Here is a 24,752-nt window from a genome sequence, read left to right as displayed (position 1 = left end):
TTAGAGAGTTTCCGCACTGCGGAAAAATTAGAAATAAAATCTTCCTAAAATGTTATGGATATGAAAATAATAAAACTTCTATTTATTTGCGTGCTTTTTGCCAGCTGTAATGCGCCAAAAATTGCTTACGATTACGACCAGGCTGCAAATTTTAATGCATATTCTACTTACTCACTCTTCCCCGATTTTCGGTCGGGCTTAAGCCAGTTGGATGAAGCAAGGCTGATAAGGGCCCTGGATAATGTGATGCAGCAAAAAGGTTTCTCTACAGCAGACGATCCTGATCTTTTTATCAATATATACACTGAAAAATTTCAGCAGCAGAGCGGGAATAGTATTGGCCTTGGAGTTGGAGGCGGAGGAGGCAACGTGGGAGTTGGAGTTTCCGGCGGAATACCTATTGGTGGACCGGAGAATTATTTAAAAATGACTATTGATTTTATAGATAAGTCTAAAGACAATTTAGTCTGGCAGGCTGTTGTGGATGTGAAGTTTAATCCTAATGCACGGCCGGAGCAGCGGCAGGCACTTTTTGATAAAGTGTTACAAAAAGCTTTAGATGGCTATCCACCAGAAAAATAATTCCGGAAGTACGGAAAGTAAGGAAATTTTTAAAAATTAAAGACTGTCTGAAAATTGAAATTTTCATCCCGCAGAAATAAATCCTGCAACATGAAACGCAATTTTCAGACAGTTTTTTTGTTAGTCCGTAGCATCTTCTACAGCGTCCCCAACATCGTCGGCAGCATCTTCCACATCGTCAGCGGCTCTTTCTACTCCAGATTTTTCCTCTCTGCAAGACGTGAAAACACTGGTAGAACATACAAGTGCAAGGATTAGCATTAACTTTTTCATGTAATTATTGATTTTAAAGATTAATTATCGTCTGTTGGATCACCATCCAATTCATTTTCTACCTGATTGGCGCCTTCTTCAATGGCGTCCCCGGTTTCACGTGCACCTTCTTCAATGGCATCTCCTGTTTCGCGAGCTCCTTCTTCTATAGCATTTCCGGTTTTGTCGGCTGTGTTTTCTATTCCTTCTCCTACACGATCCAGGTGGTTGCCGGTTTCTTCAGCTTCGTCCTCATCGACTTCCATCTCATTACTTTCCATTTCCACGTCATCGGTTTCATTTTCCACCTCCCGGCAGGAAGTAAAACTTGTACTGATAGCAAATACTAAAGCAAAAAATAAGACTGATCTTTTCATATTAACATATTTGGTGATTCGATTTTCTAAGCACTATAATTAAACAGTTTCAATTTTTCTGTAAGAACGCCGTCCAGTAAGAAGCCGGTTAATTCAACGCTTTCTAATCAATTACTTTTTGCCAAAATTAGTTATGTAAAGTATACGGAAGCCAAATTTGTTGCTAAATTCTTACACTAAAAAGTTAAATTATTGATAATTTGGAAAAGCTTTTGGAAATTAATCATTTTTATCAAAGAGGTAATTGCGTATGGCCGCTGTGGCTCCTGTATTACTATTAATAAAATGGCCAGAAATCATCCCGGTTTTTCTACGGAAGGCCTTATCATCTATTAATTTCTGAAATACAGAAGAAGCTTCCTGTGCAGTTGCGACCGAAAAAAGCCCTGCGAGCTGCTGAAGTTTAATTGCTTCAGGAAATTTTGAAAAGTTTGGACCAATAACGATTGGAATACCAAAGGTTGCAGGTTCCAGGATATTATGAAGTCCGGAATTTCCTGCGGCACCGCCCACATAGGCAACGTCTGCATAGCTGTAAATTTTGCCCAACAGTCCAATAGTATCAATTATCAAAACATCGAAACCAGCTAAATCCTGATGATTTTCAGTATAACGTACAGAGGTTTTCTTTAGCTTTTTTTGTAGTTCCTGTATCTTTTCTTCTTTTATCTCGTGCGGCGCAATAATAAATTTTACCTTTTCTGCAGCGGAATTGATGTAATCTATTAGTAAATCTTCATCTTCAGGCCACGTACTTCCGGCGACAATACAAAGTTTACCCTGAAGGAACTCTTCTACAAATGCTAATTTGTTATTGTATTCAATTTGTCGCGAAACACGATCAAATCTGGTGTCCCCGCTGATACTCACATTATCGAAATTGTGATTTTTAAGCAGTGCTTCAGAAGTTTTGTTCTGAACAAAAAAGTGTTCAAAAGTTTGTAAAGATTTCCGCATCCAGCCGCCATAACTTTTAAAAAAAACCTGATTCTCCCGAAAAACTCCCGAAATTAAGAAGTTGCGGATCTTCTGTTTGCGCAATTCCTTTAAATAATTTGGCCAGATTTCATATTTCACGAAGAAAACGAGCTCTGGAGCAACTATTTTCAGAAATTTCTTTACTTTTCTTGGTGAATCCATCGGTAAATAAGTAATAACATCAGCCAAAGGATGCTTTTTCTTGTTTTCGTAGCCTGACGGAGAAAAGAAGGTGACTAAAACCTTTCTATTGGGCATTTCAGCTTTAACCATTTCAATCACCGGAACGGCCTGTTCAAATTCTCCCAAGGAAGCAGCATGAAACCAGATCACCCGGTCATTTTGACCAATTTCGGCCTTCAGTTTATTAAAGACTTCTTTCCTGCCTTCAACAAATAGTTTAAGCCGGGGCTTAAAAATGGCAATTATCGGCAATAAGAATTCAGCTAAACCAACAAAAAAATTATAAAGGATATACAAAATGTGTTTCTTTAATACCGCTAAAATAGGCCTTTCCTCAAAATTGCATTGGCTGTAGGTCTGATATTTCGTATTTTCGTGAGACAAAAAAAGATGATGAGAAAGATACAAATGGTAGACCTTAAAGGTCAATATGAAGCTATAAAAGGCGAAGTAAACGATTCCTTTCAGGAAATACTCGAATCGTCGGCCTTTATAAATGGCCCTGAAGTTCAGAAATTTCAGAAGGAAATGGAAGAATACCTGGATGTAAAGCATGTAATCCCCTGTGCAAACGGGACAGATGCTTTACAAATTGCCATGATGGGACTGGACCTAAAGCCGGGGGATGAGGTAATAACCGCAGATTTCACTTTTGCCGCGACAGTAGAGGTAATCGCCCTGCTCCAGTTAACTCCGGTGCTGGTAGATGTAGAGCCCGATACTTTTAATATAGATCCTGAAGCTATTAAAAGAGCCATTACTTCAAAAACAAAAGCTATCGTACCTGTACACCTGTTTGGCCAAACGGCGAATATGGATGCGATTATGGAAATTGCCGGGGAACATGATCTTTATGTAATTGAAGATAATGCACAGGCGATTGGAGGGAATTATCATTTTAAAAATAGCGGAAGAGTTAAGGCCGGAGCAATTGGAGATGTTGCCGCAACTTCATTTTTTCCATCCAAGAATCTTGGCTGCTATGGCGATGGTGGTGCTATTTTTACCAATAATGATGATTTGGCGCACACGATTAGAGGTATTGTGAACCACGGGATGTACGAGCGTTATCACCATGATGTTGTGGGTGTAAATTCCAGGCTGGACAGTTTGCAAGCCGCTGTGTTACGTGCAAAACTTCCTAAGCTTGACTATTATAATAAAGCCCGCCGGGAAGCTGCAGAAAAGTATGATGAAGCCTTAAGAGGACAGGGATTTTTGGAAATTCCGGTAAGGGAAGGTGAGCCTGATACCCATGTTTTTCATCAATATACACTTAAGATCACCAATGGAAAACGGGATGAGCTGGTAAAGCATTTGCAGGAAAAAGATATTCCGTGCGGAGTTTATTATCCAATTCCTTTGCATAAACAGAAAGCTTATACTGACGAGCGTTACAATGAAGGGGATTTCCCCGTGACGAACCAATTGGTAAAAGAGGTGATTTCGTTGCCAATGCATACCGAACTTGAGGATGACCAGATAGCGTATATTACCAGTACCATAATTGATTTTTTGAAGAAAGGATAAAAATGAAAAAGGCACGAACGGTTTTATTTCGTGCCTTTAGTTTTTTCCGAAAAATGGAGCGCAGCTCTAAAATGGCAATTATCGGCATCTATAAGTTCGTGGTTTTTAGTTCGGAGTTCGTGGTTTTCTCGGTGACCATGTCGAGCGGAGTCGAGACATTTTTAGAGTTTCATGTTTCTGTCACCTCTTTTTTTTCCTTGAATGAAAAAGAAAACATAAATAGCCGGATCAAATTTAATATTGAAACAAAATTTCACCTTTCACCCTTCACTTCTCACTCTTCACAATTTTAAATCTCTCCGGAGCTTACTTCCACACTTCGGTCTATTTTCTTTACGAGGCCTTGTAGCACTTTTCCGGGGCCGACTTCAGTAAAAGTTTTTGCTCCGTCCTTGATCATATTTTGTACCGACTGTGTCCATTTTACAGGTGCAGTTAACTGGAAAACCAGGTTCTTTTTAATTTCTGCGGGATCTGTAACGGCAAACGTGCTTACATTTTGATAAATAGGGCAGGAGGGTTTATTAAAAGTCGATTTTTCTATCGCATCTGCTAATTCCTGTCGTGCAGGTTCCATTAAAGGAGAGTGAAATGCGCCGCCTACAGGCAAAATCATCGCCCGCCGTGCGCCTTTATCTTTCAATTCTTCGCAGGCTTTTTCCACAGCTTCCACTTCTCCCGAAATCACCAACTGCCCCGGACAGTTATAGTTGGCGGCGACCACTACTCCTTCTACATCTGCACATATTGCTTCTACAATTTCATCTTCCAATCCCAAAACTGCTGCCATTGTAGAAGCTTTTAGTTCACAGGCTTTTTGCATTGCCAGAGCCCGTTTATGCACCAGTTTTAGCCCTTCTTCAAAACTTAGAACTCCGTTTGCCACCAATGCCGATAATTCCCCAAGGGAATGCCCTGCAACCATATCGGGTTTAAAGTTCTCTCCTAAAACTTTGCTTAGAATAACAGAATGTAAAAAAACTGCGGGTTGGGTAACCCGGGTTTGCTTCAGGTCTTCAGGAGACCCTTCAAACATAATATCTGTAATCGAAAATCCTAGAATCTTGTTTGCATCGTTAAATAATTGTTGCGCTTCGGGGGATTTTTCATAAAGGTCTAAACCCATTCCGGAAAATTGTGCTCCCTGTCCAGGAAATATATATGCATTCATGTTTTGTCATTTAGGTAGCTAAAATATGCATAAAAAAAAAGACCTCATAATAATCAGATTATTACGAGGTCTTAATTTAGCAAAAATGAATTTAGATATTCAATTTTCCTTTTTCGCCTATATCTTCCTGGTCACCACCAAGGGCGGCCAATCCCATCTTGAAGAGGGTGATGTATTTGTTCTGTTTAGTATCCCAATAATAGGCTTCCTGTGGTACCACCTTAATTGCAGAAAGACTTGGATCGTCATGACCCGAGAACCACGCATCATCTACCTTAGAATAGAAATCTTCCAGAATTTCCTTATCTGTAACTATGGAAGCCCTTCCAAAAATGCTGATAAATTCCATGTCTTTATTGTCGCTGTAGAGTAGTTGCACGTCTGGGTCCTGAGCTATATCCCCATTATGATCGCTGTTCATGCTGCTTAAAAACCAGATATTGCCTTGGTCATCCACCTTTTTAGTAGACATGGGGATAGCGCTTACAGGTTTTTTAGTCAAGCCGGTGGCGAGAAAGCCCGTCTTTATATCATCTACAAGGTTAATTAATTTTTCTTTTGCTTCTTTATGGTTTAAGTTCTTTGTACTCATTGTCAATAATTTATTGTGAGGTTTGAAGATAATAAGCAGCTTCCAGCATCCTAGCTAATAAACTGCTAAAAGATAATTTTCTACTGTTAAGAATTGTGAAATCAGGTGTATTGCCGTATGATATTTTCGACAGAATTCTTGTAGCCTAATCCAAAGATGTTGAGGTGAACAAGGAGGTAATACAGTTGCCAAAGCGGAACTCTTTCTTCAAAACCGGACTCTAGCGGAAAATGCGAGTTGTAACTTTTAAAAAGTTCAGCGTCAAAACCTCCAAATAACTTCATCATAGAAAGATCCATTTCCCGTGGCGCATAAGCTACAGCTGGATCTATGAGACAGGGAAAACCTTCAGCATTAACAATGTAGTTTCCGCCCCAAAGGTCTCCATGGATGAGTGCGGGAGGTTCATCCGGAATTAACTCTGAGACATTTTTTAAGAATGTTGTAGTCTTTCCAAGGTCGTAACCGGAGTTTTGCGCCATTTTCAGCTGAGGTTCCAGGCGCTGTGAAACATAAAATTCTGAAGCTGAATCATATCTTTTATTGTACTGCGGAAGGCTGCCAATATAATTATCTGTTTTAAATCCAAATTTACTGGAAGTGGTTTTATGCAAAGCAGCCATTTGTTCTCCAAAAACTTCCCAGAATTCCGGAATTTTATTCGCTGTTTCTATGTAACGAAGAATCAGATAAGATTTTCCCTGCACTTCTCCGGTAAAGAGACCTTCCGGAACATCAATAACTTGGGCATTCCGAAGTTCCTCGAGACCTGATTTTTCTGCCTCGAACATGCCGGGGTATTTATTGCTGTCATTAATTTTAATAACCAGCTTTCTTAAAAAATCGGTTTCTATAAAAAAGACGTTATTAATATCCCCGCCCGTTAGGGACCGCATTTTTTTTACTGCAAAGCCATTTTCTTCCCCAGCCTGTTTTATTACTTCAGAAAAACTACTTTCGGCGTTCATAGGTAATATAGGTAAAGGAGTATTCGTGCCTCTCGTCCTTTGGGTGGAATTCTTCAGAAGATATTTGCCATTTTTCGGGGTCGACCTCTGGAAAAAAAGTATCTGCTTCAAAAGTACCGTGCACGCGGGTTAGCTCAATTTTATCTGCTTTTTCTATAGCAAGCTTATAAATTTCGCCGCCGCCAATTATAAAAATTTTCTCATCATTTCCGGTGGATTTCAGCGCCTCCTCAAGGGAATTTACAACTATTGTGTTTTCGGGCTGGTAATCTTTTTTCCTGGTAAGAATGATATGGGTGCGATTGGGAAGGAGCTTTGGAAAAGATTCAAACGTTTTGCGGCCCATAATGATGTGGTGACCGGAAGTAATTTTTTTAAAACGCTTAAAGTCATCAGGCAAATGCCAGACAAGGTCGTTCTCCTTTCCAAGTGCATTATTTTCGGCCGCCGCCGCTACCATTGTAAGCATAAGTTTTAAGAATTGTAGGGTTTACGGGGTTTTTCAGGATCAATACGTTTGTTTTGCGTCTCTACAGTCTCTGGTACCGGGTGATCTTTTTCTACCTGGCCCTGCATTTTTACTATTTTTTCCTTTTGCTTTTTTACCAATAACTCCATTTGCCTGTCCTGCCATTCCTTACCCATAAAGGTGTGAACTACAAAAACGTTAAAAAAGTGCACAAGGAAGATCAATGCCCATAAAAGCACCGCCCACACAAACCAGTTATAGCCCAGAGGCTGAAATTGTTCCTGATACCCTATAACCACATTTAAAACAATTAAAAAAACCGCCCCGATCAGAAATACCACGAAATGCTGAAAGAGCCTTTTTTTCTGAAGGGTACGCTTGCGCGCGTATTCATATAATTCCCTGTTTTCTGCGTCCAGTTTGGAAGTATTTTTCTTTTTAGAGAGCATAATTAAAAGTACATTAGTGTATATCAAATTTACATTTTTTTAAAAAAGAATTTCCCGTCACCTATGGATAATTTAAGAAAAGGCTTTCCTGTGTTAAAGCAGTACACCTATTTAAACACGGCAGCTTCAGGTCTTTTACCTGAAAAAGTATTTGAATACCGGCAGGATCACGACCTGGATTTCCTTGTTTCCGCGAGTATTTTAAAAGAAAAACAAGGAGAGGTTCTTACTGAAGTAAGGGAGACGGTTGGAGGCTTTTTTAATTGCGCGCCGCAGAGAGTGGCCCTTGTTCCTAATTTTTCCTACGGATTTAACACACTGTTGGAGGGCCTTGAAAAGCCTAAAAAAGCATTGCTTATTAAGAATGACTATCCCTCCATCAACTGGCCTGTGGAATCGAGAAATTTTGAATGTTTTTATACGGAAATTGACGCTTATCTGGAAGATAACATAAGGACCGCATTAAAAGCGCATCAACCTGATTTTTTTGCCTTCAGCATTGTGCAATATATAAACGGGGTAAAGCTGAGTATAGACTTTTTGAAAGAGTTAAAAAAGGAATTTCCCGACACGATTTTTATTGCTGATGGGACACAATTTTTAGGTACTGAGATCTTTGATTTTGATTCCACGGGAATTGATGTGGTAATTAGCAGTAGCTATAAATGGCTGAATGGTGGTTATGGTAATGGTTTTATTCTTTTTAATGAAAACATTGTGGGGAAGATTCATCCCAAACATTTGGGTTTTGGCTCGCTACAGGGAAAATATAAGGCCCACGAGGGGAACTTTATTGGTAAGTTTGAACCGGGGCATCAGGATACTTTAAATCACGGAAGCTTAAGTGTTGCTCTAAAATTGCTTCGGGATACAGGAATGGAGAATATTGAGGCGCAGGTTAATAAATTGAAAGATTTTGCAAAGGAAAAATTTTCTGAACTTGGGCTTCTTGAGGATTTTGTGGTAAAGCGTAACGAACACTCTTCGATCTATAATATAAAAGGAGACCATGAATTATTTAAGTCCTTAAGAAAAGCAAATATTATTATCTCACAAAGGGGAGAGGGGATTCGTGTTAGTTTCCATTTTTTCAACACTGTGGAAGAGGTGGAAAAATTGCTGGATGCACTTAAAACCAGACGCTAATTCACTAAAATATTTGAGGATTCATGAAAACCGGAGGTTGAAAATGAGCTTTCAGTAAAATCTGAAATATTTTTTGCAATTTCCATAAAAGTGCGGCAGCAGATAGATTCCCACTAGAAAATAATAATTCAATTATTACTTTTACCGGAGAATTTGTAAAATATAAATTATGGCGATCACCAAGCAATATTTAAAATCCAAACCGGAATGTAAGGTAACTTTTAATGTCCCTGCTAAAGAGGCTTCCTCTGTTGCCGTCTCAGGAGATTTTAATAATTGGAGAAAAACGGAATTAAAGAAACTTAAAAATGGCTCGTTTAAGGGGCAGTTAAATCTTCCTGTAGAAAAAGCTTATGAATTCCGTTATCTTGTTGACGGGGAATGGGTAAATGAAGCTGAAGCAGATCGTTTTACGTGGAATGACTTTGCTGCCGCAGAAAATGGAGTGCTGGAAGTATAATCCGTATTGGTAAGCAAAAAACCCGTTTTCAGTTTTTATCTTTGATGATGGTTAATGCCAAAACCTATTCTGTGACTTCTATTCCTTTCCAGAAGGCAACATAGTTTTCAATTGGTTTTGCTGCAAGGCTCGCAGAGGGATAAAACCATGCGGCGTCTTCGTTCTTTTCTTTGCCTACTTCTACATGAAAGTAGGAAGCTTTCCCCTTCCATGGACACCGCGTGTGGGTATTACTGGCTTTAAAGTATTCTTTCCTGATATCGTCCATCGGGAAATAGTGATTGTTTTCGACAATTTTAGTATTGTCACTTTCCGCAATAACAGTGTTGTTCCAGATTGCTTTCATAATTCTTCATTTGGTAATTCCACTAAAATACGAAATAAGCCGGAGTTTTCATCACGTTCAAATTCCGCACCCCGTATTTCAGTACTATTTATGTTAGTGAAGGAGCAACATTCATCATTCTTTCTTTCAGCATCTACCAACAGTGAAAAGGAAACAGCATCATTTACTTCTATAAGATATTCGAGAGATTCTGTTTCCCAGCCTATATCACCAATATTCAGGACGTTGTAATCATTTTCCGAAATAAAGTTGAAATCCACTTCAGAATCGTCAGATTGATTTGTGACCGAAATATCTTCTGCTTCAAAAGTGCCGTTGGTGAAGAGGTTTTCTCCTGTTTCGGCATCTACAAATTCAAAGTTAAAGGGCGGCGGCGGAGTAAAACAGCAATGTCCTCACAGTCGTCTTCGCAACCTGAAACTAAAAAGAGTACACCTATGCAGAATAGTAATTTTTTCATTTGGATATAATTTTGGAACTGTAAATAAGATGTACCCATTCGTAAATGGTTGTGTCATGGATTGGTATTTTAAAAAATTAATCTTTCCTGAACACGTAATTCTTGTAATATCCTTCTTTATCCGTAAAAAAGGTCTCAATCCTCAATCCAGACTCCCCGGCCAGCCATTGCACCACCTCGTCATCGTACTTTTGGGAAATTTCTGTGTGTATGGTTTCCCAGGGCTTAAAATGTGCAGTAAAATACAATTTTGGTATTTTTACTTCCTGTTCTGTTTTACTTACAAGAAAACTTTTTGCTGTTCCTGTTTCGGGATTATAAGTTTCCCAGTGCAGAAAAGAATCCAGGTCAAAATTTGCGCCTAATTCTTTATTGATCCTGCTAAGAAGATTTTTGTTAAAGGCTTCTGTTATCCCGGTGGGGTCATTGTAGGCATCCAGTATTTTCTGTGGATCTTTTTTCTGATCAAAACCCATAAAAAGCATGTCCTCTGCACTCATCGAGGATTTGATATTCTTTAGAAAATCTATGGCATCTTTGTGGAGTAGGTTGCCAATATTAGAGCCTAAGACAAGAATAACTTTTTTTCGGGTATTGTAATCAGATAGGCGCTCCAGAGTTTTAAAGTAGGTGCCTTGCTGGGTTTTTACCGTAATTTCCGGCAGTTCTTCCAGAAGAGAGGATTGCAACTCGTCCAGAACGCTTTGGCTAATGTCTACAGGCTGATAGGTAAAATCGTAATTTTTTTTAGCTAAATAACGTAAAAGAATTTTCGTTTTCTTACCGTCGCCGGCACCCAGTTCTATTAAATCAAAACCTTCAGGACCGTTAAACGAGTCAGCAATTGCCGAAGTATGTGCTTTAAAAATTTCAGTCTCACATTCGGTAAGGTAATACTCCGGCATGTCCATGATCTTCTGGAAAAGTTTATCCCCATGGTTATCATAGATATACTTGGAAAGTAAATATTTTGGGTGACTGTTAAGGCCTTTGTACGTGTCTTCCTCGAACGCAGAATCGAATTTGGTAATGGACTTCATGTATTCCTTTGATTATTTTGCCAGCCTAAGGCCTGTAAATTGCCAGCGGAGTTCCGGCTGAAAAAAATTTCTGTAAGTATGCCGGGCATGTTTTTCTGAAGTAGCCACAGAACTTCCCCTCAGTACTTTTTGGTTTACCATAAATTTTCCGTTGTATTCGCCCAAAGCGCCTTCGGCAGTTTTGAAGCCGGGGTAAGGAGAGTAGGCACTTTCTGTCCATTCCCAGCGGGTGCCCCAGTTAAATTGTTTCTGAGCAATCTCCCATTCGGCCTCTGTAGGTAATCGTATTTCTTTCCACTGTGCGAATGCAAAAGCTTCAAAATAGGAAATATGGCAAACAGGAGCATCAGGAATTAAATGAATTAAACCACTAAGAGTATATTGATGCCAATCTCCATTAATTTTATGCCAGTAAAGAGGAGCACTAATGTTATTGGTGTTTTTCCAATCCCAGCCTTCTGCGTGCCAGAGTAAAACATCTTTATAACCACCATCCTCAATAAATTCAAGATATTCCCTGTTGGTTACCAGTTTAGTCGATACTTTAAAGTTCGGGAGGTACGTCTTGTGGACCCCCAACTCATTGTCGTAACAAAAGTCGGTGGTTTTATGTCCAATTTCGTAAACACCTTCTTCAATGTTAATCCATTCGGCTTCAAAATCTTCGATCTGATTCTCCTCAAACTGTTTGTTGTAGACAGGCAGTAACGGATTATTACCTAAAATAAATTTGATGTCTGTTAAAAGTAACTCCTGATGTTGCTTTTCGTGATGGCAGCCTATTTCGAGTACGCCGCACAACTCTTTTGATATTTCATCTTCTTCGAGAAAGCGGGTTATAGCTTTGGTAACATAATTTCTATACGCGTAAACCCAAGCTACAGTTGGGCGTGAGAGATTTCCACGATCTGTCCTTACTACTTTATCTCCAACGCTCTCGTAATAACTATTAAAAACGTAAGCAGAATTTTGGTCGTAGAGTTCGTAATCTTCATTGCGCTTCTTCAGTACAAATTCTTCAAAAAACCAGGTGGTATGACCTAAATGCCATTTTGGGGGAGACACATTTTCTCTTGGCTGTACCACATAATCTTCGGTTTCAAGAAAAGAACAAATCAGTTCAGATTGTGCTCTGGTTTCCGTAAATAAAGACAATAACTCTTGTTGTGAAAGCATAAAAAAACAGCACTTTAATGGGTGCTATCCAAATTTACACTTTTTTGTTTATGCCTGAAACGAACGCTAGTTAATGCGAAGTTAAAGTGTGTTCGGGATTTTAAACTATGTGGAATTGAACCTTAATTCTTCTCTTTCCAGAGCAGAAAAAGGTTGAGGTATAGTCTTCTATGTTAAAAATCAGACCCTGTTTCTATCTTCTGCAGAAGTTTAGAAAAACTATCAAAAAGTTACAGAGTAAGTGGGATGGTGTATTTTATTGAAGTTGGTTTTCCTCCTTTCATGCCCGGCTGCATCTTGGGAATCTTCCTGATCATCGTCTCAGCCGCCTCGTTTATTTTGGCATTTTCGCCCTTTACAGAACGTACAACGACACTTCCTTTCTCATCAATAGCGAGTGCTACTGTTGTTTTTCCCCTCAGGAAATCTCCTGCTTCGTTCCTGGGATATTTGTAGTTCTCCTTAATGTGCTGCATAAGCTGTTGATTGAAACACTGCTTTTTATCATCACTACTTTCGCAGCCCGGCCATACAGGTGCCGATTCTTTAACTGTGATCGTGTTACCTTTAACTTTAACACCTTCCTGGGCTAAACCAATAGCGCCGGTAAACAACAGGAGAACTACTAATATCTTTTTCATATAAAAATTGTTATGGTAATATTTGGGGCATTACATTAAAAATTAAACGGAATAGTAAACTTTCTGTCATCAGGTTCTCCTTCCAGAGTTCCAGGTTCCATGTCGGGAATTTTTTCCAGCATTTCCCTGGCAGCCTGGTTTACCTCGGGTTTTGGTCCTTCAACAGAATTAATGACAACCTTTCCTTCTTCATCTACAGTAAAGGACACGGTTACTTTTCCGCGCACGTACTCTCCGGCGTCGTTTTTCGGGTATTCATAGTTTTCCCTTACGTGCTGCGAGAGTTGTTTGTTAAAACATGTTTTTACGTTTTCACTGCCTTCACAGCCGGGCCATACCGGGGAAGTTTGCTGCGCCTGTGCAGCGCCAATTCCTCCCAATAACATGCATGCGATAACCAGTAACTTTTTCATGATAAATAAATTTTAAATTAATCTGAATTTTAGACGGCAACCTTGCCTTTTATGGCAGGATGCGGATTATAATCCTCTAATATAAAATCTTCAAACTTAAATTCAAAAATATCTTTAATTTCAGGGTTAAGCTTCATTTTTGGCAATTTTCGTGGTTCCCGCGTCAGCTGCAGCTTTACCTGCTCCATGTGGTTGCTGTAAATATGGGCATCTCCAAAGGTGTGGATAAAATCGCCCGGCTGTAAATCGCAAACCTGGGCCATCATCATAGTGAGAAGGGCGTAGGAAGCAATATTAAAAGGAACTCCAAGAAATATATCGGCACTTCTCTGGTAAAGCTGACAGGAAAGTTTACCATCTGCTACATAAAATTGAAAAAAAGCGTGACACGGCGGCAAAGCAGCCTTGCCATTTTCCACATTTTCAGCAAAAGATTTGGAAGTATCGGGCAATACTGAAGGATTCCATGCAGAAACCAGCATTCTCCTGCTGTTCGGATTATGCTTTAAACTGTGGATAATTTCTTTTATCTGGTCAATTTCCTCACCATTCCAGTTGCGCCACTGGTGGCCGTAAACCGGACCCAAATCGCCATTTCCATCTGCCCACTCATTCCAGATCCTCACTCCGTTTTCCTGAAGGTATTTTATATTTGTATCTCCTTTTAAAAACCACAGCAATTCATAAATTATAGATTTTAAATGCAGTTTTTTGGTGGTGACCATTGGGAAGCCTTCGCTAAGGTCAAACCGCATCTGGTATCCAAAAACACTCTTGGTTCCGGTTCCTGTACGATCACCTTTTTCAGCGCCATTCTTCAGTACATGTTCTAGTAAATCGTGATATTGTCTCATTAAAATTGTGCTATAAATAGGTTCTAAAAATAAACAATTGTATGTTTTTCTCTGAATATTAGGCCATATACTTCTTAAGTATTTATTAACGAAAAGCATATCCCGTCTACACAAGATCTATAAGTTTTGCATACCCTGAAGGAACTATCGAATCCTGCAAGGGCTTTTTTTGACCTTGTAGAATTATTCTTTAAATTCAATTATAATCCTGATTTTTTTCGAATCTTTTGAGTGCTGCCTTAAATTTGTCAATTTTCGACCTGAATATTCTTTAGAAGCTGAAGTTGTTCTGCTCAAGATCTGCAAAATTTCACATATCTTCCGGGAACTCTTCAATCCTGCAAGATCTTTTTGACCTTGTAGGTTTATTTTCATGGATATCAATTTAAAACCTGAAGAAAAACCTGAATTTTCCAATGCTTTTCGGTGAGGCTTCAGAAATGTCAATTTTCGACCTGACTTCTAGCCTGTCTTTCCTCTCTCCTCTCTTTCAGGAAAAGCAATCAATAATTTCGAATTTAAAACAATAGAAGAGCCCAGAGCTTTTCTGCTTATCCCAATATCATTCCGGCAATAGTCGCTGAAAGCAAAGAAGCCAGTGTCCCGCCGATAAGTGCCTTCATTCCAAATTCTGAAAGCGTTTTTCTTTGTCCGGGGGCAAGGGAGCCTATCCCACCAATCTGGATTCCTATGGAAGCAAAATTTGCGAATCCGCACAACATATAAGTCGCCATAATTACAGATTTTTCATAAGTAAGGCTAAGGGCGTTGGCTGGATTCTTAAGTTCTGCCAATTGTACATAACCTACAAATTCGCTGGCCGCAAGTTTTATTCCCAACAATTGCCCCATTAACATCATGTCTTCTTTGGCTACTCCAATTATCCACATAAGCGGTGCAAAGATTAACCCCATTATCGACTCCAGCGAGAATTGTGCGTAAGGAGTATATTCTGCCATTAAATAATTAAGCTGAGTCCATCCGCCAATCCAACCCAGGACGTAATTTATCATGGCGATAAAAGCTATAAAGACCAGTAGCATTGCTGCTACATTAGCTGCCAGTTTTAGACCCTCGGTAGTACCGTTTGCTATAGCATCAAGTATATTTGAGCCTATTTTTTCTGAAGAAACTTCTACGTCGGAATTTACAGGTTCCTGCTGCGGATATAAAATTTTTGAAATTACAATAGCGCCGGGAGCGGCCATTACAGAAGCGGCAAGCAAATGCTTGGCAAACTGAAGTCTTAGTGCAGGATCATCCCCTCCTAAAAATCCAATATAGGCGGCGAGTACACCACCGGCTACCGTCGCCATTCCCCCAACCATCACCAGTAAAATTTCAGAACGGGTCATCCTTTCCAGGTAAGCCTTGATCATAAGTGGTGCTTCTGTTTGTCCCAAAAAGATGTTACCGGCAACACTAAGGCTTTCTGGCCCTGAGATACCCATTAATTTTGTGAGGACCCATGCCATTCCCTTAACTATAAACTGAATAATACCCAGGTAGAAAAGTACAGAGGTAAGTGCAGAAAAGAAGATGATGGTTGGCAAGACCTGGAACAGGAATATAAACCCAAAACTATCGACATCCATCATTCCGCCAAGCAAAAATTCACTTCCTGCGGCGGTAAAATCGAGGATCAATACAAATATATTTCCGACAAATTCGAAAATGCGCTGCACAAAAGCAATGCGCAATACTCCTATGGCTAAAATAAGCTGCGCTCCCAGGCCTATTAAAATAGTTCTCCAGTTTATAGCTTTTCTGTTGCTGCTAAAGAGAAAAGCTATAATTAAAAGCACAAGCATTCCCAAAGCCCCGCGGGCAACGCTTCCAAAGGAAGGCCCGTCACTGGGGATCATTTCTTTAGCCATTGGTGCCGGAACTGCTTCTTTCACGGTCTCTGACTTTTCCTGAAAGGTATATTGGTTGCTACCTTCAGAAACCGCCATATTGGACTCAGTTAAATTGGTAATCCGAAAGTTTCTAATGGTATCCTTAGGTTTACTATAAAAAAACACGAGAATATTATTCTGATAAATAAAATCCCCTGAAGCAATTGTGTCTTTTACATTGGCGCCTGTAACACTAAATCTGCCTTCTGATAAATTCAGGATATTTTCTGAAGTAAAAGCAGCGTGTGGGGACGATATGGAATCTTCATTTGGCTCAATTTCCCAGTTTTTGGTAATGCTCTGGGAAGAGGCGGTGGTTAGACCAAAAAATGTCAAAAAAAGGATGCACCAGATTTTATTCATCTAGAAAAAAGTTTTATAGGAAAAAATGGCAATTATCGGAAATCTAGCTGGCAAACGTGTAATTAAGTTGAAATTCACATTTACTTGCGTTTGGAAATTTCATCTCTTATGCGTGCGGCCTTTTCATAATCTTCGCTGTTTACGGCCTGGGATAAAAGATCTTTAAGTTCTGTAAGCGATAGCTTTTTGTAATTAGTATCGTCAGATTTTATTTCGATGTCATCAGGAAGTAATTCTTCAGAAATGATTTCCTCTTCTTCTTTACGGCTGGACTGGCTTCGCTGCGGCTCCTCACCTTTAAGAAATATACCTGCCTTGTCCAGGATATTTTTATAGGTAAAAATAGGAGCTTCAAATCTAAGCGCCAAAGCTATGGCATCACTAGTGCGTGCATCTATTATTTCCTCAATCTTATCACGTTCGCAAATAAGACTGGAATAAAACACACCGTCTACTAATTTATGGATAATTACCTGTTTTACGACAACATTAAACCTTTCCGCAAAATTCCGGAAAAGATCATGGGTCAAAGGTCGGGGAGGTTTTATCTCTTTTTCCAGGGCAATGGCAATAGACTGTGCCTCAAAAGCCCCGATAACAATAGGAAGTTTTCTTTCTCCTTCTACTTCGCTAAGTATTAAAGCGTAAGCTCCGTTTTGTGTTTGACTGTAAGAAATTCCTTTAATGTTAAGGCGCACTAAACTCATATTCCAGAAATTGAAAAAGGCTGTCTAAAATGAGGACTTTTTTCCAGATTTAGACAGCCCTTTTAAGGGGCACAAGTTATAAAAATTATGCGTTTTTAGCTTTAAATTCCTTCAATTTTTCATTGAGTTTAGGTACAATTTCAAATGCATCCCCAACAACTCCATAGTCAGCAGCCTTAAAAAAAGGAGCTTCGGGATCGTTGTTGATCACTACTTTGGTCTTGGCGGCATTAATACCTGCCAAATGTTGTATGGCTCCCGAGACACCTACGGCAATGTAAAGATTGGATGCCACAGGTTTTCCTGTTTGTCCAACGTGCTCACCGTGAGGTCTCCAGCCCATATCGCTCACCGGCTTGGAGCAGGCTGTCGCGGCACCAAGAATTTCGGCCATCTCCTCAATCATTCCCCAGTTCTCCGGGCCTTTTAATCCACGTCCTCCCGAAACCACGATTTCGGCGTCTGCTATGGTTACTTTATCTGTTGCTTTGTCCACAGATTCCACCTTTACCGTAAAATCCTCATCAGAAAGAGTCGGAGTGAATTCCTCTTCCTGAGCATCTGCCTGCTTTTCTTTTACTCCGAAAGCATTTTTCGATACGCCAATGATCTTAGTATCGGTATTGATTTTTGTAAAACTGAAAGCTTTGTTTGTAAAAGCTGTTCTTTTTACGGTAAAAGGCTCTGTACTTTCCGGTAGGGCAACAACGTTGGAAGCATAGCCCGCCTCCATTTGTACAGAGAGGATTGGCGCTAAATATTTGCTGTTGGAACTTTGGGAAAGAACAATCACTTTTGATCCTTCCTTTTCAGCTGCCTGCTTTAATGCATCAGCATAAGCTTCAGCATTAAATTTGGACAATTTATTGTTGGAAATAGCGAGCACTTTGTCAACGCCGTATTTTCCCAATTCTGAAGTGTCCTGTGCGTTAAAAGTAACTGCGGTTACTGTTGTTCCTGATGTGTTGGCAATTTCTTTGGCGTAAGAAGCCACTTCAAAGGATGCTTTTTTAAATTTTCCTTCTTCTGATTCTATATATACTAAAACTGACATTTTTCTTAAGTTTTTACTTCCGCCCGTAGCAGAAATTATTTTCTCATTTAGATATGTTGTTAATCACCTTGATCTAAGTCTTAATTTAGATCACTTTTGCTTCGTTGTGAAGAAGATCGATTAATTCGTCAAGATTTTCCGGATCAATAAGTTTTACATCCCCTTTAGGTGCCGGTTTCTCGAACTTAGCAGTTTCTGTTCTGCTTTCCGGTTGTGTGGGTTCAACTATATTTAAAGGTTTTTTTCGAGCCTGCATAATCCCTCTCATATTAGGAATTTTAAGATCACTCTCTTCCACCAAACCTTTTTGTCCTCCAACAACCAGCGGTAAAGAAGCAGTTAAAGTTTCCTTACCACCTTCAATTTCACGAATGGCTTTAGCTTTTTCATTTTCGATTTCCAGGCCAATGCAGTTGTTTACAAAATTAGCTTTAAGAAGCGTTGCCAGCATTCCCGGTACCATGCCTCCATTATAATCAATAGATTCACGACCGGCAATTACAAGGTCATAACCTCCATCTTTAGCAACGTTTGCCAGTTCTTTGGCTACCTGAAAACCGTCCGTTGGTGCTGTATTCACTCTTATGGCAGCATCGGCGCCAATGGCAAGTGCTTTTCTTAAGGTAGGCTCTGTTTCGGGTCCTCCCACGTTTATTACATCTACCGTGGCACCTTGTTTTTCTTTAAACCACATGGCGCGGGTAAGTCCGAATTCATCATTGGGATTAATTACAAATTGAACCCCATTAGTATCAAATTTGCTATCACCATCAGTGAAGTTAATTTTTGATGTAGTATCAGGTACATGGCTAATACATACTAAGATTTTCATATATCGTGTAGTTTATTTAGTAAAAATTGTGTTCACTCACGAAGATACGTATTTTAATTCGAAAATACTATGCGTGCATAATAAAATTTCAGAAAATACAGGCTTGTCTCCGGTTACTGATTCTTCTGAAGAAAAATAGGAGCATGGCCAAAAATCAGGGGGGATAAACGGATAGTATCAGCTCGAAAACTGACATTTTAGAGCCTCCTTTTAATAATTGCAGGAAACTCCGAAATTTTTGTACTGGTATTATGGTAAAAACTTTATTGAATTACTATTTTTGTTCTTTCAAGTTATACAATAACATAATACACTATAATGAAGACAATTCAATTTAGGGAAGCCGTTCAGCAGGCAATGAGCGAAGAAATGCGCAAAGACGACACCATTTACCTTATGGGGGAGGAAGTAGCAGAATATAACGGAGCCTATAAAGCCTCTAAAGGTATGCTGGATGAATTTGGTCCTGAACGTATTATCGATACGCCTATTTCTGAACTTGGATTCTCGGGAATTGGAGTAGGAAGTGCCATGAATGGTAACCGCCCGATAATTGAATTTATGACTTTCAATTTTTCTCTGGTTGGGATCGACCAAATTATTAACAATGCGGCTAAAATGCGGCAAATGAGTGGTGGCCAGTTTAATATTCCTATTGTTTTTCGTGGTCCAACCGGTTCTGCGGGGCAATTAGGGGCAACACACTCCCAGGCTTTTGAAAGCTGGTACGCAAACTGTCCCGGTTTAAAGGTAATCGTTCCTTCTAATCCATATGATGCAAAAGGCCTGCTTAAATCTGCAATTCGGGATAACGATCCGGTAATATTTATGGAAAGTGAGCAGATGTATGGTGATAAAGGAGAAGTTCCTGAAGAGGAATATGTAATTGAAATTGGTAAAGCAGATATTAAACGTGAAGGAACAGATGTGACCATTGTTTCCTTCGGAAAAATTATTAAAGAAGCTTACAAAGCAGCTGAAGAATTAGAGAAAGAAGATATTTCGTGCGAAATTATAGATTTAAGGACCATCCGTCCAATGGATCATGAAACAATTCTGGAATCTGTAAAGAAAACCAATCGTCTTGTAATTCTTGAAGAATCCTGGCCTTTTGGGAATATTTCTACTGAAATCACATACCAGGTCCAGGAAAAAGCATTCGATTATTTAGATGCACCTATTATCAAAATAAACACTGCAGATACACCTGCACCTTATTCCCCGGTCCTTTTAAAAGAATGGTTGCCAAACAGCGACGATGTGATAAAAGCTGTTAAAAAAGTAATGTACAAATAACAGGAGCGGCTTATAAAATTTTCAAGAACTTCACCTTATCCGGTGGAGTTTTTGTTTTTAATTTGCTTCTGTTCAATTCTTTGTCTTACTGAAGTTTACAAAATCCTGGTCAGTTAGTGTTTAATTTCAATTCTGCGGCTTTACCTTTTTAATAACATGATATAAAGTCTGGATTACTTATATTTACCGCCTTTAAAATTTGAAAACAATAATAAAATGTCTGAAACTTTTGATGTATTAATAGAGATCCCCAAAGGGAGTAGAAACAAATACGAGTACGATTTTAAACTGAAAAAGGTACGTTACGACCGGATGATTTTCTCATCTATGATGTACCCCGCAGATTATGGATTTATACCAAATACCCTTGCACTGGACAGTGACCCGCTGGATGTACTGGTTTTGGTATCTGAGCCAACTTTTCCTGGAATTGTAATGGAAGTAAAGCCAATTGGTGTTTTCCATATGGCCGACGAAAAAGGACCTGATGAAAAAATAATTTGTGTACCCGTTTCCGATCCAATCTGGAACAGGCTTAGTGATCTTAATGAATTAAATGGGCACATGCTTAAAGAAATCGAGCATTTCTTTAAAGTATATAAGGATCTTGAAAAGAAGAAAGTGGATACAGGAGATTTTGGAGATGCAAGCGAAGCACGTGAGATTATAAGACAATGCGTACAACGTTTTGAAGAATATGACGGCGACAAAAGCAGATTTGGGATATAATCCGCAATTTTAGTCTTTAAAAATTGAATATTTAAAAGCAATAACCTTAAAAAGTTATTGCTTTTTTAATTATCATTGATTTAGTACATTAGCTTCATTAACTAATTTTTAACGCTATATGGAAGCAATGATGATTTACGTGCCAGCGATATTGGCCATTTTGGGACTATTGTATATGTGGTTCAAAAGATCCTGGGTAATGAGGCAGGACTCCGGGGGCGGAAAGATGCTGGACATCTCCTCGCATATCTATGAAGGTGCTCTGGCCTTTTTAAAGGCAGAGTACAAACTACTTACCATTTTCGTTATTGGGGCAAGTATAGCCCTCGCTGGCATTGCCTTTGTCGTGCCTACCACACACTGGCTTATCATCGTAGCTTTTATTTTTGGCGCTTTCTTTTCTGCCCTCGCAGGGAACATGGGAATGAAAATCGCCACCCAAACCAATGTAAGAACAACCCAGGCAGCACGTACCAGTCTTCCGCAGGCTTTAAAAGTTTCTTTTGGCGGAGGTACCGTCATGGGACTTGGAGTTGCCGGTTTGGCCGTTCTGGGCCTTAGTGCATTTTTTATTTTCTTCTTTCATTATTTTATGGGCGGTGAATGGACCAATACCGGGCAAATGACGGTTGTGCTGGAAACCCTCGCCGGCTTTTCCCTTGGAGCAGAATCTATAGCGCTTTTTGCCCGCGTTGGTGGGGGGATATATACTAAAGCTGCAGATGTTGGTGCCGACTTGGTAGGAAAAGTTGAAGCAGGAATTCCTGAAGATGATCCCCGAAACCCCGCGACTATTGCAGACAACGTTGGTGATAATGTGGGTGATGTTGCAGGAATGGGAGCCGATTTATTCGGAAGTTACGTTGCAACAGTACTTGCGGCCATGGTCTTGGGGAATTATATTATTGAAGATATGGGCGGCGATATTACTTCTGAAGGTTTTGGAGGGATTGGTCCCATTCTGCTTCCCGTAGCCATTGCCGGTGCAGGAATTATTATCTCCATCATCGGGACACTACTGGTTAAAATAAAAGATAATTCTGCAAAAGAAGATGAAGTACAGCGGGCTTTGAATATTGGTAACTGGGTTTCCATTGCACTGGTGGCCGTTACCAGTTTCTTCCTGGTAAAATGGATGCTTCCGGAAACCACTATGAAAATGGGCTTTTTTGTGGGCGGAAGCGAAGGATTTAATTATGTAACTATTCCTGCAATGCGCGTATTCTATGCTACTTTAGTGGGAATTGGAGTAGGGGGCATTATTTCTGCTTTTACCGAATATTATACCGGACTTGGTAAAAAACCGGTGCTTTCTATTGTTCAGAATTCCAGTACAGGTGCGGCGACTAACATTATCGCCGGACTTTCTACCGGAATGATCTCTACCTTTTCTTCGGTTTTACTTTTTGCTGCTGCGATCTGGGCTTCTTATGCTTTGGCGGGATTTTATGGCGTGGCCATGGCAGCTTCAGCTATGATGGCTACCACCGCAATGCAGCTTGCTATAGATGCTTTTGGTCCAATTGCCGATAATGCAGGCGGTATTGCAGAAATGAGTGACCTTCCTGCCGAGGTAAGGGAAAGAACAGATATTCTTGATTCGGTAGGAAATACAACGGCTGCTACGGGTAAAGGCTTCGCAATTGCCTCCGCTGCCTTAACTTCACTGGCGCTTTTTGCAGCTTATGTCACCTTTACCAGAATTGATGGGATTAATATATTTAAAGCTCCGGTACTCGCCATGCTTTTTGTTGGCGGCATGGTGCCGGTAGTATTTTCGGCCCTCGCCATGAGTTCTGTAGGAAAAGCAGCGATGCAAATGGTGAACGAGGTGAGAAGGCAGTTTAAAGAGATTCCCGGAATCCTGGAGGGAACCGCAAAACCTCAGTACGATAAATGTGTAGAAATTTCTACAAATGCAGCCCTTAAAGAAATGCTGTTACCGGGGGTATTAACCATCGGATTCCCTATTGCGATTGCTTTTCTGCCAATGATTTTTGGATACGATAACTTGTTAATTGCCGAAATGCTGGGTGGTTATATGGCTGGTGTTACGGTAAGCGGAGTACTTTGGGCGATTTTTCAGAACAATGCCGGCGGCGCCTGGGACAATGCCAAAAAATCCTTTGAAGCCGGTGTGATGATCAACGGGGAGATGACCTACAAAGGATCTGATGCTCATAAAGCTGCCGTAACCGGCGATACTGTTGGCGATCCTTTTAAAGATACTTCGGGACCATCTATGAACATCCTTATTAAACTCACCTGCCTTATTGGTCTTGTCCTGGCTCCAATTCTGGGGGGCCATACGGTAGATGCAGAGGAAACCCGTGAAGAAGCCACTGAAGTTTCTGTAAATATTTCCGAAGCTGAAGAAAATCAGGATGAAACGATAGCTTTATTTACTTCAGAAAAAAATAGGTGAACTGTTAATTTCGTGATAAGGCTTATATGTTAATCTGCCGCATTCCTTATTTTCACTCTTTCTATGAATTATGAAGATCTAACAATTTTAGGAATTGCCCTGGGCCTGGGAATGTTGGTTGGTTTACAGCGTGAGCATTCCCACCAGCGCATTGCGGGCGTACGTACTTTTACTTTAATTGCTATCCTTGGTACCGTAGCCGGGTTTCTTACGCGGGATATGGGCAACGAATTTATTCTGCCTGCCCTGGGTCTTTCCCTGGCCGTACTGGTATATGCAGGTGGAAAAAATACAAATCCTGAGGCAGATCCCGGTAAAACAACAGAGGTGGCAATTCTGCTTATGTTTGCCATTGGTGCCTACCTGGTGCTGGGCGACCGTGTGGTTGGCGTGGTTGCCGGCGGGCTCCTTACGATGTTGCTTTATGCAAAATCCCATTTACACAACTTTATCGACAGGCTAAAAGATTCAGATATTTCGGCGATAATGACCCTTGCGGGGATCTCCCTTATTGTTTTGCCAATTCTTCCAGACGAGACGTACGGTCCTTATGATGTGCTGAATCCGCAGAATATCTGGCTGATGGTAGTCTTTATTGTGGGCTTAAGTGTTGTGGGATATTTCATATATAAATTCGTCGGAAGGGATTCCGGTGTTATTTCTAACGGTATCCTGGGAGGTTTGATAAGTAGTACCGCTACCACTGTTAGTTTCGCACGAAAACAAAAACAAGCACCCGATATTTCAAAAATTGCAGTTTTTGTAATAACAACAGCTTCAGCCATTGCCCTGGCCAGGGTGATGATAGAGATTTTTGTTGTTGCCCCCGGTGAATTTCCGGCGCTGGCAATGCCTATAGCTTTTAATTTTGTGATAATGTCAATTATTTGCGCCTGGCTCTTTTACATTATAAAAAGAGATAAGGGAGCTGAAGAATTACCCGAACCCGAAAATCCTGCACAGTTTAAAGCCGCTCTTATCTTTGGTTTGCTCTACGGATTAATTTTGTTGCTCGTTGCTTTTGCCAAAGAGCAGTTTGGAAGTAGTGGATTGTACATTGTGGCTATAATAAGCGGATTAACAGATGTAGACGCGATCACACTTTCTATGGCGCAAATGATTAAAGGTGGCGAGGTAGAAACCAATCTCGGGTGGAGGTTGATTTTGCTGGCTTCCCTGGCAAATCTGCTTTTTAAAGGTATTATGGCGGCGGTTATTGGCACCGGGAAAATTGTAAAGTGGCTGGCGATTGCCTTTGGCCTTTCTATCGCCATAGGGCTTCTAACAATATTCTTATGGCCGGAGGCCTGGCATTTCTAAAGGCCGATAATTGCCATTTCCAGCACCTCCCTTTTATGGTT

Annotated in this window: 27 protein-coding genes; 8 read left to right on the top strand and 19 right to left on the bottom strand. The window is 40.2% G+C overall.

Annotation, left to right across the window (positions count from 1 at the left end):
• Positions 1-60 precede the first annotated feature (60 nt).
• Positions 61-582 carry a DUF4136 domain-containing protein gene (locus tag RM529_RS02280; protein WP_311483127.1) on the top strand — a complete coding sequence of 174 codons (522 nt, stop codon included), beginning with the start codon at positions 61-63 and terminating at the stop codon, positions 580-582.
• Between the two features lie 120 nt (positions 583-702).
• On the opposite strand, the gene RM529_RS02275 is transcribed toward RM529_RS02280, so the two are convergent.
• The 3 genes from RM529_RS02275 to RM529_RS02265 form a co-directional block, all read right to left on the bottom strand.
• A complete protein-coding gene (locus tag RM529_RS02275) occupies positions 703-855 on the bottom strand; it encodes a hypothetical protein (protein WP_311483126.1) in 153 nt (50 codons plus the stop codon).
• Positions 856-875: 20 nt separating this feature from the next.
• Positions 876-1,211: a hypothetical protein gene (locus RM529_RS02270; RefSeq protein ID WP_311483125.1), complete on the bottom strand. Its 336-nt coding sequence runs from the start codon at positions 1,209-1,211 to the stop codon at positions 876-878.
• Between the two features lie 219 nt (positions 1,212-1,430).
• Positions 1,431-2,669 carry a 3-deoxy-D-manno-octulosonic acid transferase gene (locus tag RM529_RS02265; protein ID WP_311483124.1) on the bottom strand — a complete coding sequence of 413 codons (1,239 nt, stop codon included), beginning with the start codon at positions 2,667-2,669 and terminating at the stop codon, positions 1,431-1,433.
• 96 nt (positions 2,670-2,765) lie between these two features.
• Between RM529_RS02265 and RM529_RS02260 the strand changes: the two genes are divergently transcribed.
• Entirely contained in the window at positions 2,766-3,902 is a 1,137-nt protein-coding gene (locus RM529_RS02260; RefSeq protein ID WP_311483161.1) for a DegT/DnrJ/EryC1/StrS family aminotransferase, read from the top strand.
• Positions 3,903-4,191: 289 nt separating this feature from the next.
• On the opposite strand, the gene fabD is transcribed toward RM529_RS02260, so the two are convergent.
• The 5 genes from fabD to RM529_RS02235 form a co-directional block, all read right to left on the bottom strand.
• A complete protein-coding gene (gene fabD, locus RM529_RS02255; protein WP_311483123.1) occupies positions 4,192-5,073 on the bottom strand; it encodes an ACP S-malonyltransferase in 882 nt (293 codons plus the stop codon).
• Positions 5,074-5,164: 91 nt separating this feature from the next.
• Complete coding sequence (locus tag RM529_RS02250) at positions 5,165-5,665, bottom strand: pyridoxamine 5'-phosphate oxidase family protein (RefSeq protein ID WP_311483122.1); 501 nt, start codon at positions 5,663-5,665, stop codon at positions 5,165-5,167.
• A gap of 101 nt (positions 5,666-5,766) precedes the next feature.
• Positions 5,767-6,633, bottom strand: a complete 867-nt coding sequence (locus RM529_RS02245) for a fructosamine kinase family protein (RefSeq protein ID WP_311483121.1) — start codon at positions 6,631-6,633, stop codon at positions 5,767-5,769.
• Entirely contained in the window at positions 6,617-7,102 is a 486-nt protein-coding gene (locus RM529_RS02240; RefSeq protein WP_311483120.1) for a dihydrofolate reductase, read from the bottom strand. The genes RM529_RS02245 and RM529_RS02240 overlap by 17 nt, the downstream gene beginning before the upstream one ends.
• 5 nt (positions 7,103-7,107) lie before the next feature.
• Positions 7,108-7,578 (bottom strand): 2TM domain-containing protein, encoded by a 471-nt coding sequence (locus tag RM529_RS02235; RefSeq protein ID WP_311483119.1) that lies wholly within the window; start codon positions 7,576-7,578, stop codon positions 7,108-7,110.
• A 36-nt stretch (positions 7,579-7,614) separates the two neighbouring features.
• On the opposite strand from RM529_RS02235, the gene RM529_RS02230 reads away from it, so the two are divergent.
• Together RM529_RS02230 and RM529_RS02225 are read left to right on the top strand one after the other, a co-directional pair.
• The gene (locus RM529_RS02230) at positions 7,615-8,697 is read left to right on the top strand and encodes an aminotransferase class V-fold PLP-dependent enzyme (protein ID WP_311483118.1); all 1,083 of its coding nucleotides are present in this window, start codon (positions 7,615-7,617) and stop codon (positions 8,695-8,697) included.
• A 169-nt stretch (positions 8,698-8,866) separates the two neighbouring features.
• Positions 8,867-9,157 (top strand): isoamylase early set domain-containing protein, encoded by a 291-nt coding sequence (locus tag RM529_RS02225; protein WP_311483117.1) that lies wholly within the window; start codon positions 8,867-8,869, stop codon positions 9,155-9,157.
• 64 nt (positions 9,158-9,221) lie between these two features.
• On the opposite strand, the gene RM529_RS02220 is transcribed toward RM529_RS02225, so the two are convergent.
• From RM529_RS02220 to RM529_RS02170, 11 genes are all read right to left on the bottom strand, one after another.
• Entirely contained in the window at positions 9,222-9,503 is a 282-nt protein-coding gene (locus RM529_RS02220) for a DUF427 domain-containing protein (protein ID WP_311483116.1), read from the bottom strand.
• Entirely contained in the window at positions 9,500-9,763 is a 264-nt protein-coding gene (locus tag RM529_RS02215) for a hypothetical protein (protein ID WP_311483115.1), read from the bottom strand. The genes RM529_RS02220 and RM529_RS02215 overlap by 4 nt, the downstream gene beginning before the upstream one ends.
• Positions 9,764-10,040: 277 nt before the next feature.
• Positions 10,041-11,003 (bottom strand): L-histidine N(alpha)-methyltransferase, encoded by a 963-nt coding sequence (locus tag RM529_RS02210; protein WP_311483114.1) that lies wholly within the window; start codon positions 11,001-11,003, stop codon positions 10,041-10,043.
• 12 nt (positions 11,004-11,015) lie between these two features.
• Entirely contained in the window at positions 11,016-12,179 is a 1,164-nt protein-coding gene (gene egtB, locus RM529_RS02205) for an ergothioneine biosynthesis protein EgtB (protein WP_311483113.1), read from the bottom strand.
• Between the two features lie 230 nt (positions 12,180-12,409).
• A complete protein-coding gene (locus RM529_RS02200) occupies positions 12,410-12,820 on the bottom strand; it encodes an energy transducer TonB (protein WP_311483112.1) in 411 nt (136 codons plus the stop codon).
• 35 nt (positions 12,821-12,855) lie between these two features.
• Positions 12,856-13,233 carry a TonB family protein gene (locus RM529_RS02195; RefSeq protein ID WP_311483111.1) on the bottom strand — a complete coding sequence of 126 codons (378 nt, stop codon included), beginning with the start codon at positions 13,231-13,233 and terminating at the stop codon, positions 12,856-12,858.
• Positions 13,234-13,262: 29 nt separating this feature from the next.
• Complete coding sequence (locus RM529_RS02190) at positions 13,263-14,087, bottom strand: thymidylate synthase (protein ID WP_311483110.1); 825 nt, start codon at positions 14,085-14,087, stop codon at positions 13,263-13,265.
• Between the two features lie 551 nt (positions 14,088-14,638).
• Entirely contained in the window at positions 14,639-16,348 is a 1,710-nt protein-coding gene (locus tag RM529_RS02185) for a NupC/NupG family nucleoside CNT transporter (RefSeq protein WP_311483109.1), read from the bottom strand.
• An 80-nt stretch (positions 16,349-16,428) separates the two neighbouring features.
• Positions 16,429-17,055, bottom strand: coding sequence for a bifunctional nuclease family protein (locus RM529_RS02180; RefSeq protein ID WP_311483108.1), 627 nt, complete (start codon positions 17,053-17,055; stop codon positions 16,429-16,431).
• Positions 17,056-17,140: 85 nt separating this feature from the next.
• Positions 17,141-18,109 carry an electron transfer flavoprotein subunit alpha/FixB family protein gene (locus tag RM529_RS02175; protein WP_311483107.1) on the bottom strand — a complete coding sequence of 323 codons (969 nt, stop codon included), beginning with the start codon at positions 18,107-18,109 and terminating at the stop codon, positions 17,141-17,143.
• A gap of 85 nt (positions 18,110-18,194) precedes the next feature.
• On the bottom strand, positions 18,195-18,941 hold the full coding sequence (locus tag RM529_RS02170) for an electron transfer flavoprotein subunit beta/FixA family protein (RefSeq protein WP_311483106.1): 747 nt from the start codon (positions 18,939-18,941) through the stop codon (positions 18,195-18,197).
• Between the two features lie 318 nt (positions 18,942-19,259).
• Between RM529_RS02170 and RM529_RS02165 the strand changes: the two genes are divergently transcribed.
• From RM529_RS02165 to RM529_RS02150, 4 genes are all read left to right on the top strand, one after another.
• Positions 19,260-20,237 carry a pyruvate dehydrogenase complex E1 component subunit beta gene (locus RM529_RS02165; RefSeq protein WP_311483105.1) on the top strand — a complete coding sequence of 326 codons (978 nt, stop codon included), beginning with the start codon at positions 19,260-19,262 and terminating at the stop codon, positions 20,235-20,237.
• A 216-nt stretch (positions 20,238-20,453) separates the two neighbouring features.
• The gene (locus tag RM529_RS02160) at positions 20,454-20,966 is read left to right on the top strand and encodes an inorganic diphosphatase (protein ID WP_311483104.1); all 513 of its coding nucleotides are present in this window, start codon (positions 20,454-20,456) and stop codon (positions 20,964-20,966) included.
• Between the two features lie 118 nt (positions 20,967-21,084).
• On the top strand, positions 21,085-23,391 hold the full coding sequence (locus tag RM529_RS02155; RefSeq protein ID WP_311483103.1) for a sodium-translocating pyrophosphatase: 2,307 nt from the start codon (positions 21,085-21,087) through the stop codon (positions 23,389-23,391).
• A 63-nt stretch (positions 23,392-23,454) separates the two neighbouring features.
• Positions 23,455-24,711: an MgtC/SapB family protein gene (locus RM529_RS02150; RefSeq protein WP_311483102.1), complete on the top strand. Its 1,257-nt coding sequence runs from the start codon at positions 23,455-23,457 to the stop codon at positions 24,709-24,711.
• Positions 24,712-24,752 lie beyond the last annotated feature (41 nt).

It is taken from the genome of Autumnicola edwardsiae, from assembly GCF_031846505.1.
Classification (GTDB): Bacteria; Bacteroidota; Bacteroidia; order Flavobacteriales; family Flavobacteriaceae; genus Autumnicola; species Autumnicola edwardsiae.
This window is presented reverse-complemented; position numbering and strand designations above follow the sequence as displayed.

Bases quoted from the DNA above. Each gene is read 5' to 3' on its own strand.
- RM529_RS02160 (WP_311483104.1), top strand. From the start codon at position 20,454: ATGTCTGAAACTTTTGATGTATTAATAGAGATCCCCAAAGGGAGTAGA.
- RM529_RS02150 (WP_311483102.1), top strand. From the start codon at position 23,455: ATGAATTATGAAGATCTAACAATTTTAGGAATTGCCCTGGGCCTGGGA.
- fabD (WP_311483123.1), bottom strand. From the start codon at position 5,073: ATGAATGCATATATATTTCCTGGACAGGGAGCACAATTTTCCGGAATG.
- RM529_RS02250 (WP_311483122.1), bottom strand. From the start codon at position 5,665: ATGAGTACAAAGAACTTAAACCATAAAGAAGCAAAAGAAAAATTAATT.
- egtB (WP_311483113.1), bottom strand. From the start codon at position 12,179: ATGCTTTCACAACAAGAGTTATTGTCTTTATTTACGGAAACCAGAGCA.
- RM529_RS02240 (WP_311483120.1), bottom strand. From the start codon at position 7,102: ATGCTTACAATGGTAGCGGCGGCGGCCGAAAATAATGCACTTGGAAAG.
- RM529_RS02155 (WP_311483103.1), top strand. From the start codon at position 21,085: ATGGAAGCAATGATGATTTACGTGCCAGCGATATTGGCCATTTTGGGA.
- RM529_RS02200 (WP_311483112.1), bottom strand. From the start codon at position 12,820: ATGAAAAAGATATTAGTAGTTCTCCTGTTGTTTACCGGCGCTATTGGT.
- RM529_RS02165 (WP_311483105.1), top strand. From the start codon at position 19,260: ATGAAGACAATTCAATTTAGGGAAGCCGTTCAGCAGGCAATGAGCGAA.
- RM529_RS02175 (WP_311483107.1), bottom strand. From the start codon at position 18,109: ATGTCAGTTTTAGTATATATAGAATCAGAAGAAGGAAAATTTAAAAAA.
- RM529_RS02275 (WP_311483126.1), bottom strand. From the start codon at position 855: ATGAAAAAGTTAATGCTAATCCTTGCACTTGTATGTTCTACCAGTGTT.
- RM529_RS02195 (WP_311483111.1), bottom strand. From the start codon at position 13,233: ATGAAAAAGTTACTGGTTATCGCATGCATGTTATTGGGAGGAATTGGC.
- RM529_RS02190 (WP_311483110.1), bottom strand. From the start codon at position 14,087: ATGAGACAATATCACGATTTACTAGAACATGTACTGAAGAATGGCGCT.
- RM529_RS02225 (WP_311483117.1), top strand. From the start codon at position 8,867: ATGGCGATCACCAAGCAATATTTAAAATCCAAACCGGAATGTAAGGTA.
- RM529_RS02260 (WP_311483161.1), top strand. From the start codon at position 2,766: ATGAGAAAGATACAAATGGTAGACCTTAAAGGTCAATATGAAGCTATA.
- RM529_RS02185 (WP_311483109.1), bottom strand. From the start codon at position 16,348: ATGAATAAAATCTGGTGCATCCTTTTTTTGACATTTTTTGGTCTAACC.
- RM529_RS02220 (WP_311483116.1), bottom strand. From the start codon at position 9,503: ATGAAAGCAATCTGGAACAACACTGTTATTGCGGAAAGTGACAATACT.
- RM529_RS02245 (WP_311483121.1), bottom strand. From the start codon at position 6,633: ATGAACGCCGAAAGTAGTTTTTCTGAAGTAATAAAACAGGCTGGGGAA.
- RM529_RS02180 (WP_311483108.1), bottom strand. From the start codon at position 17,055: ATGAGTTTAGTGCGCCTTAACATTAAAGGAATTTCTTACAGTCAAACA.
- RM529_RS02210 (WP_311483114.1), bottom strand. From the start codon at position 11,003: ATGAAGTCCATTACCAAATTCGATTCTGCGTTCGAGGAAGACACGTAC.
- RM529_RS02230 (WP_311483118.1), top strand. From the start codon at position 7,615: ATGGATAATTTAAGAAAAGGCTTTCCTGTGTTAAAGCAGTACACCTAT.
- RM529_RS02270 (WP_311483125.1), bottom strand. From the start codon at position 1,211: ATGAAAAGATCAGTCTTATTTTTTGCTTTAGTATTTGCTATCAGTACA.
- RM529_RS02280 (WP_311483127.1), top strand. From the start codon at position 61: ATGAAAATAATAAAACTTCTATTTATTTGCGTGCTTTTTGCCAGCTGT.
- RM529_RS02170 (WP_311483106.1), bottom strand. From the start codon at position 18,941: ATGAAAATCTTAGTATGTATTAGCCATGTACCTGATACTACATCAAAA.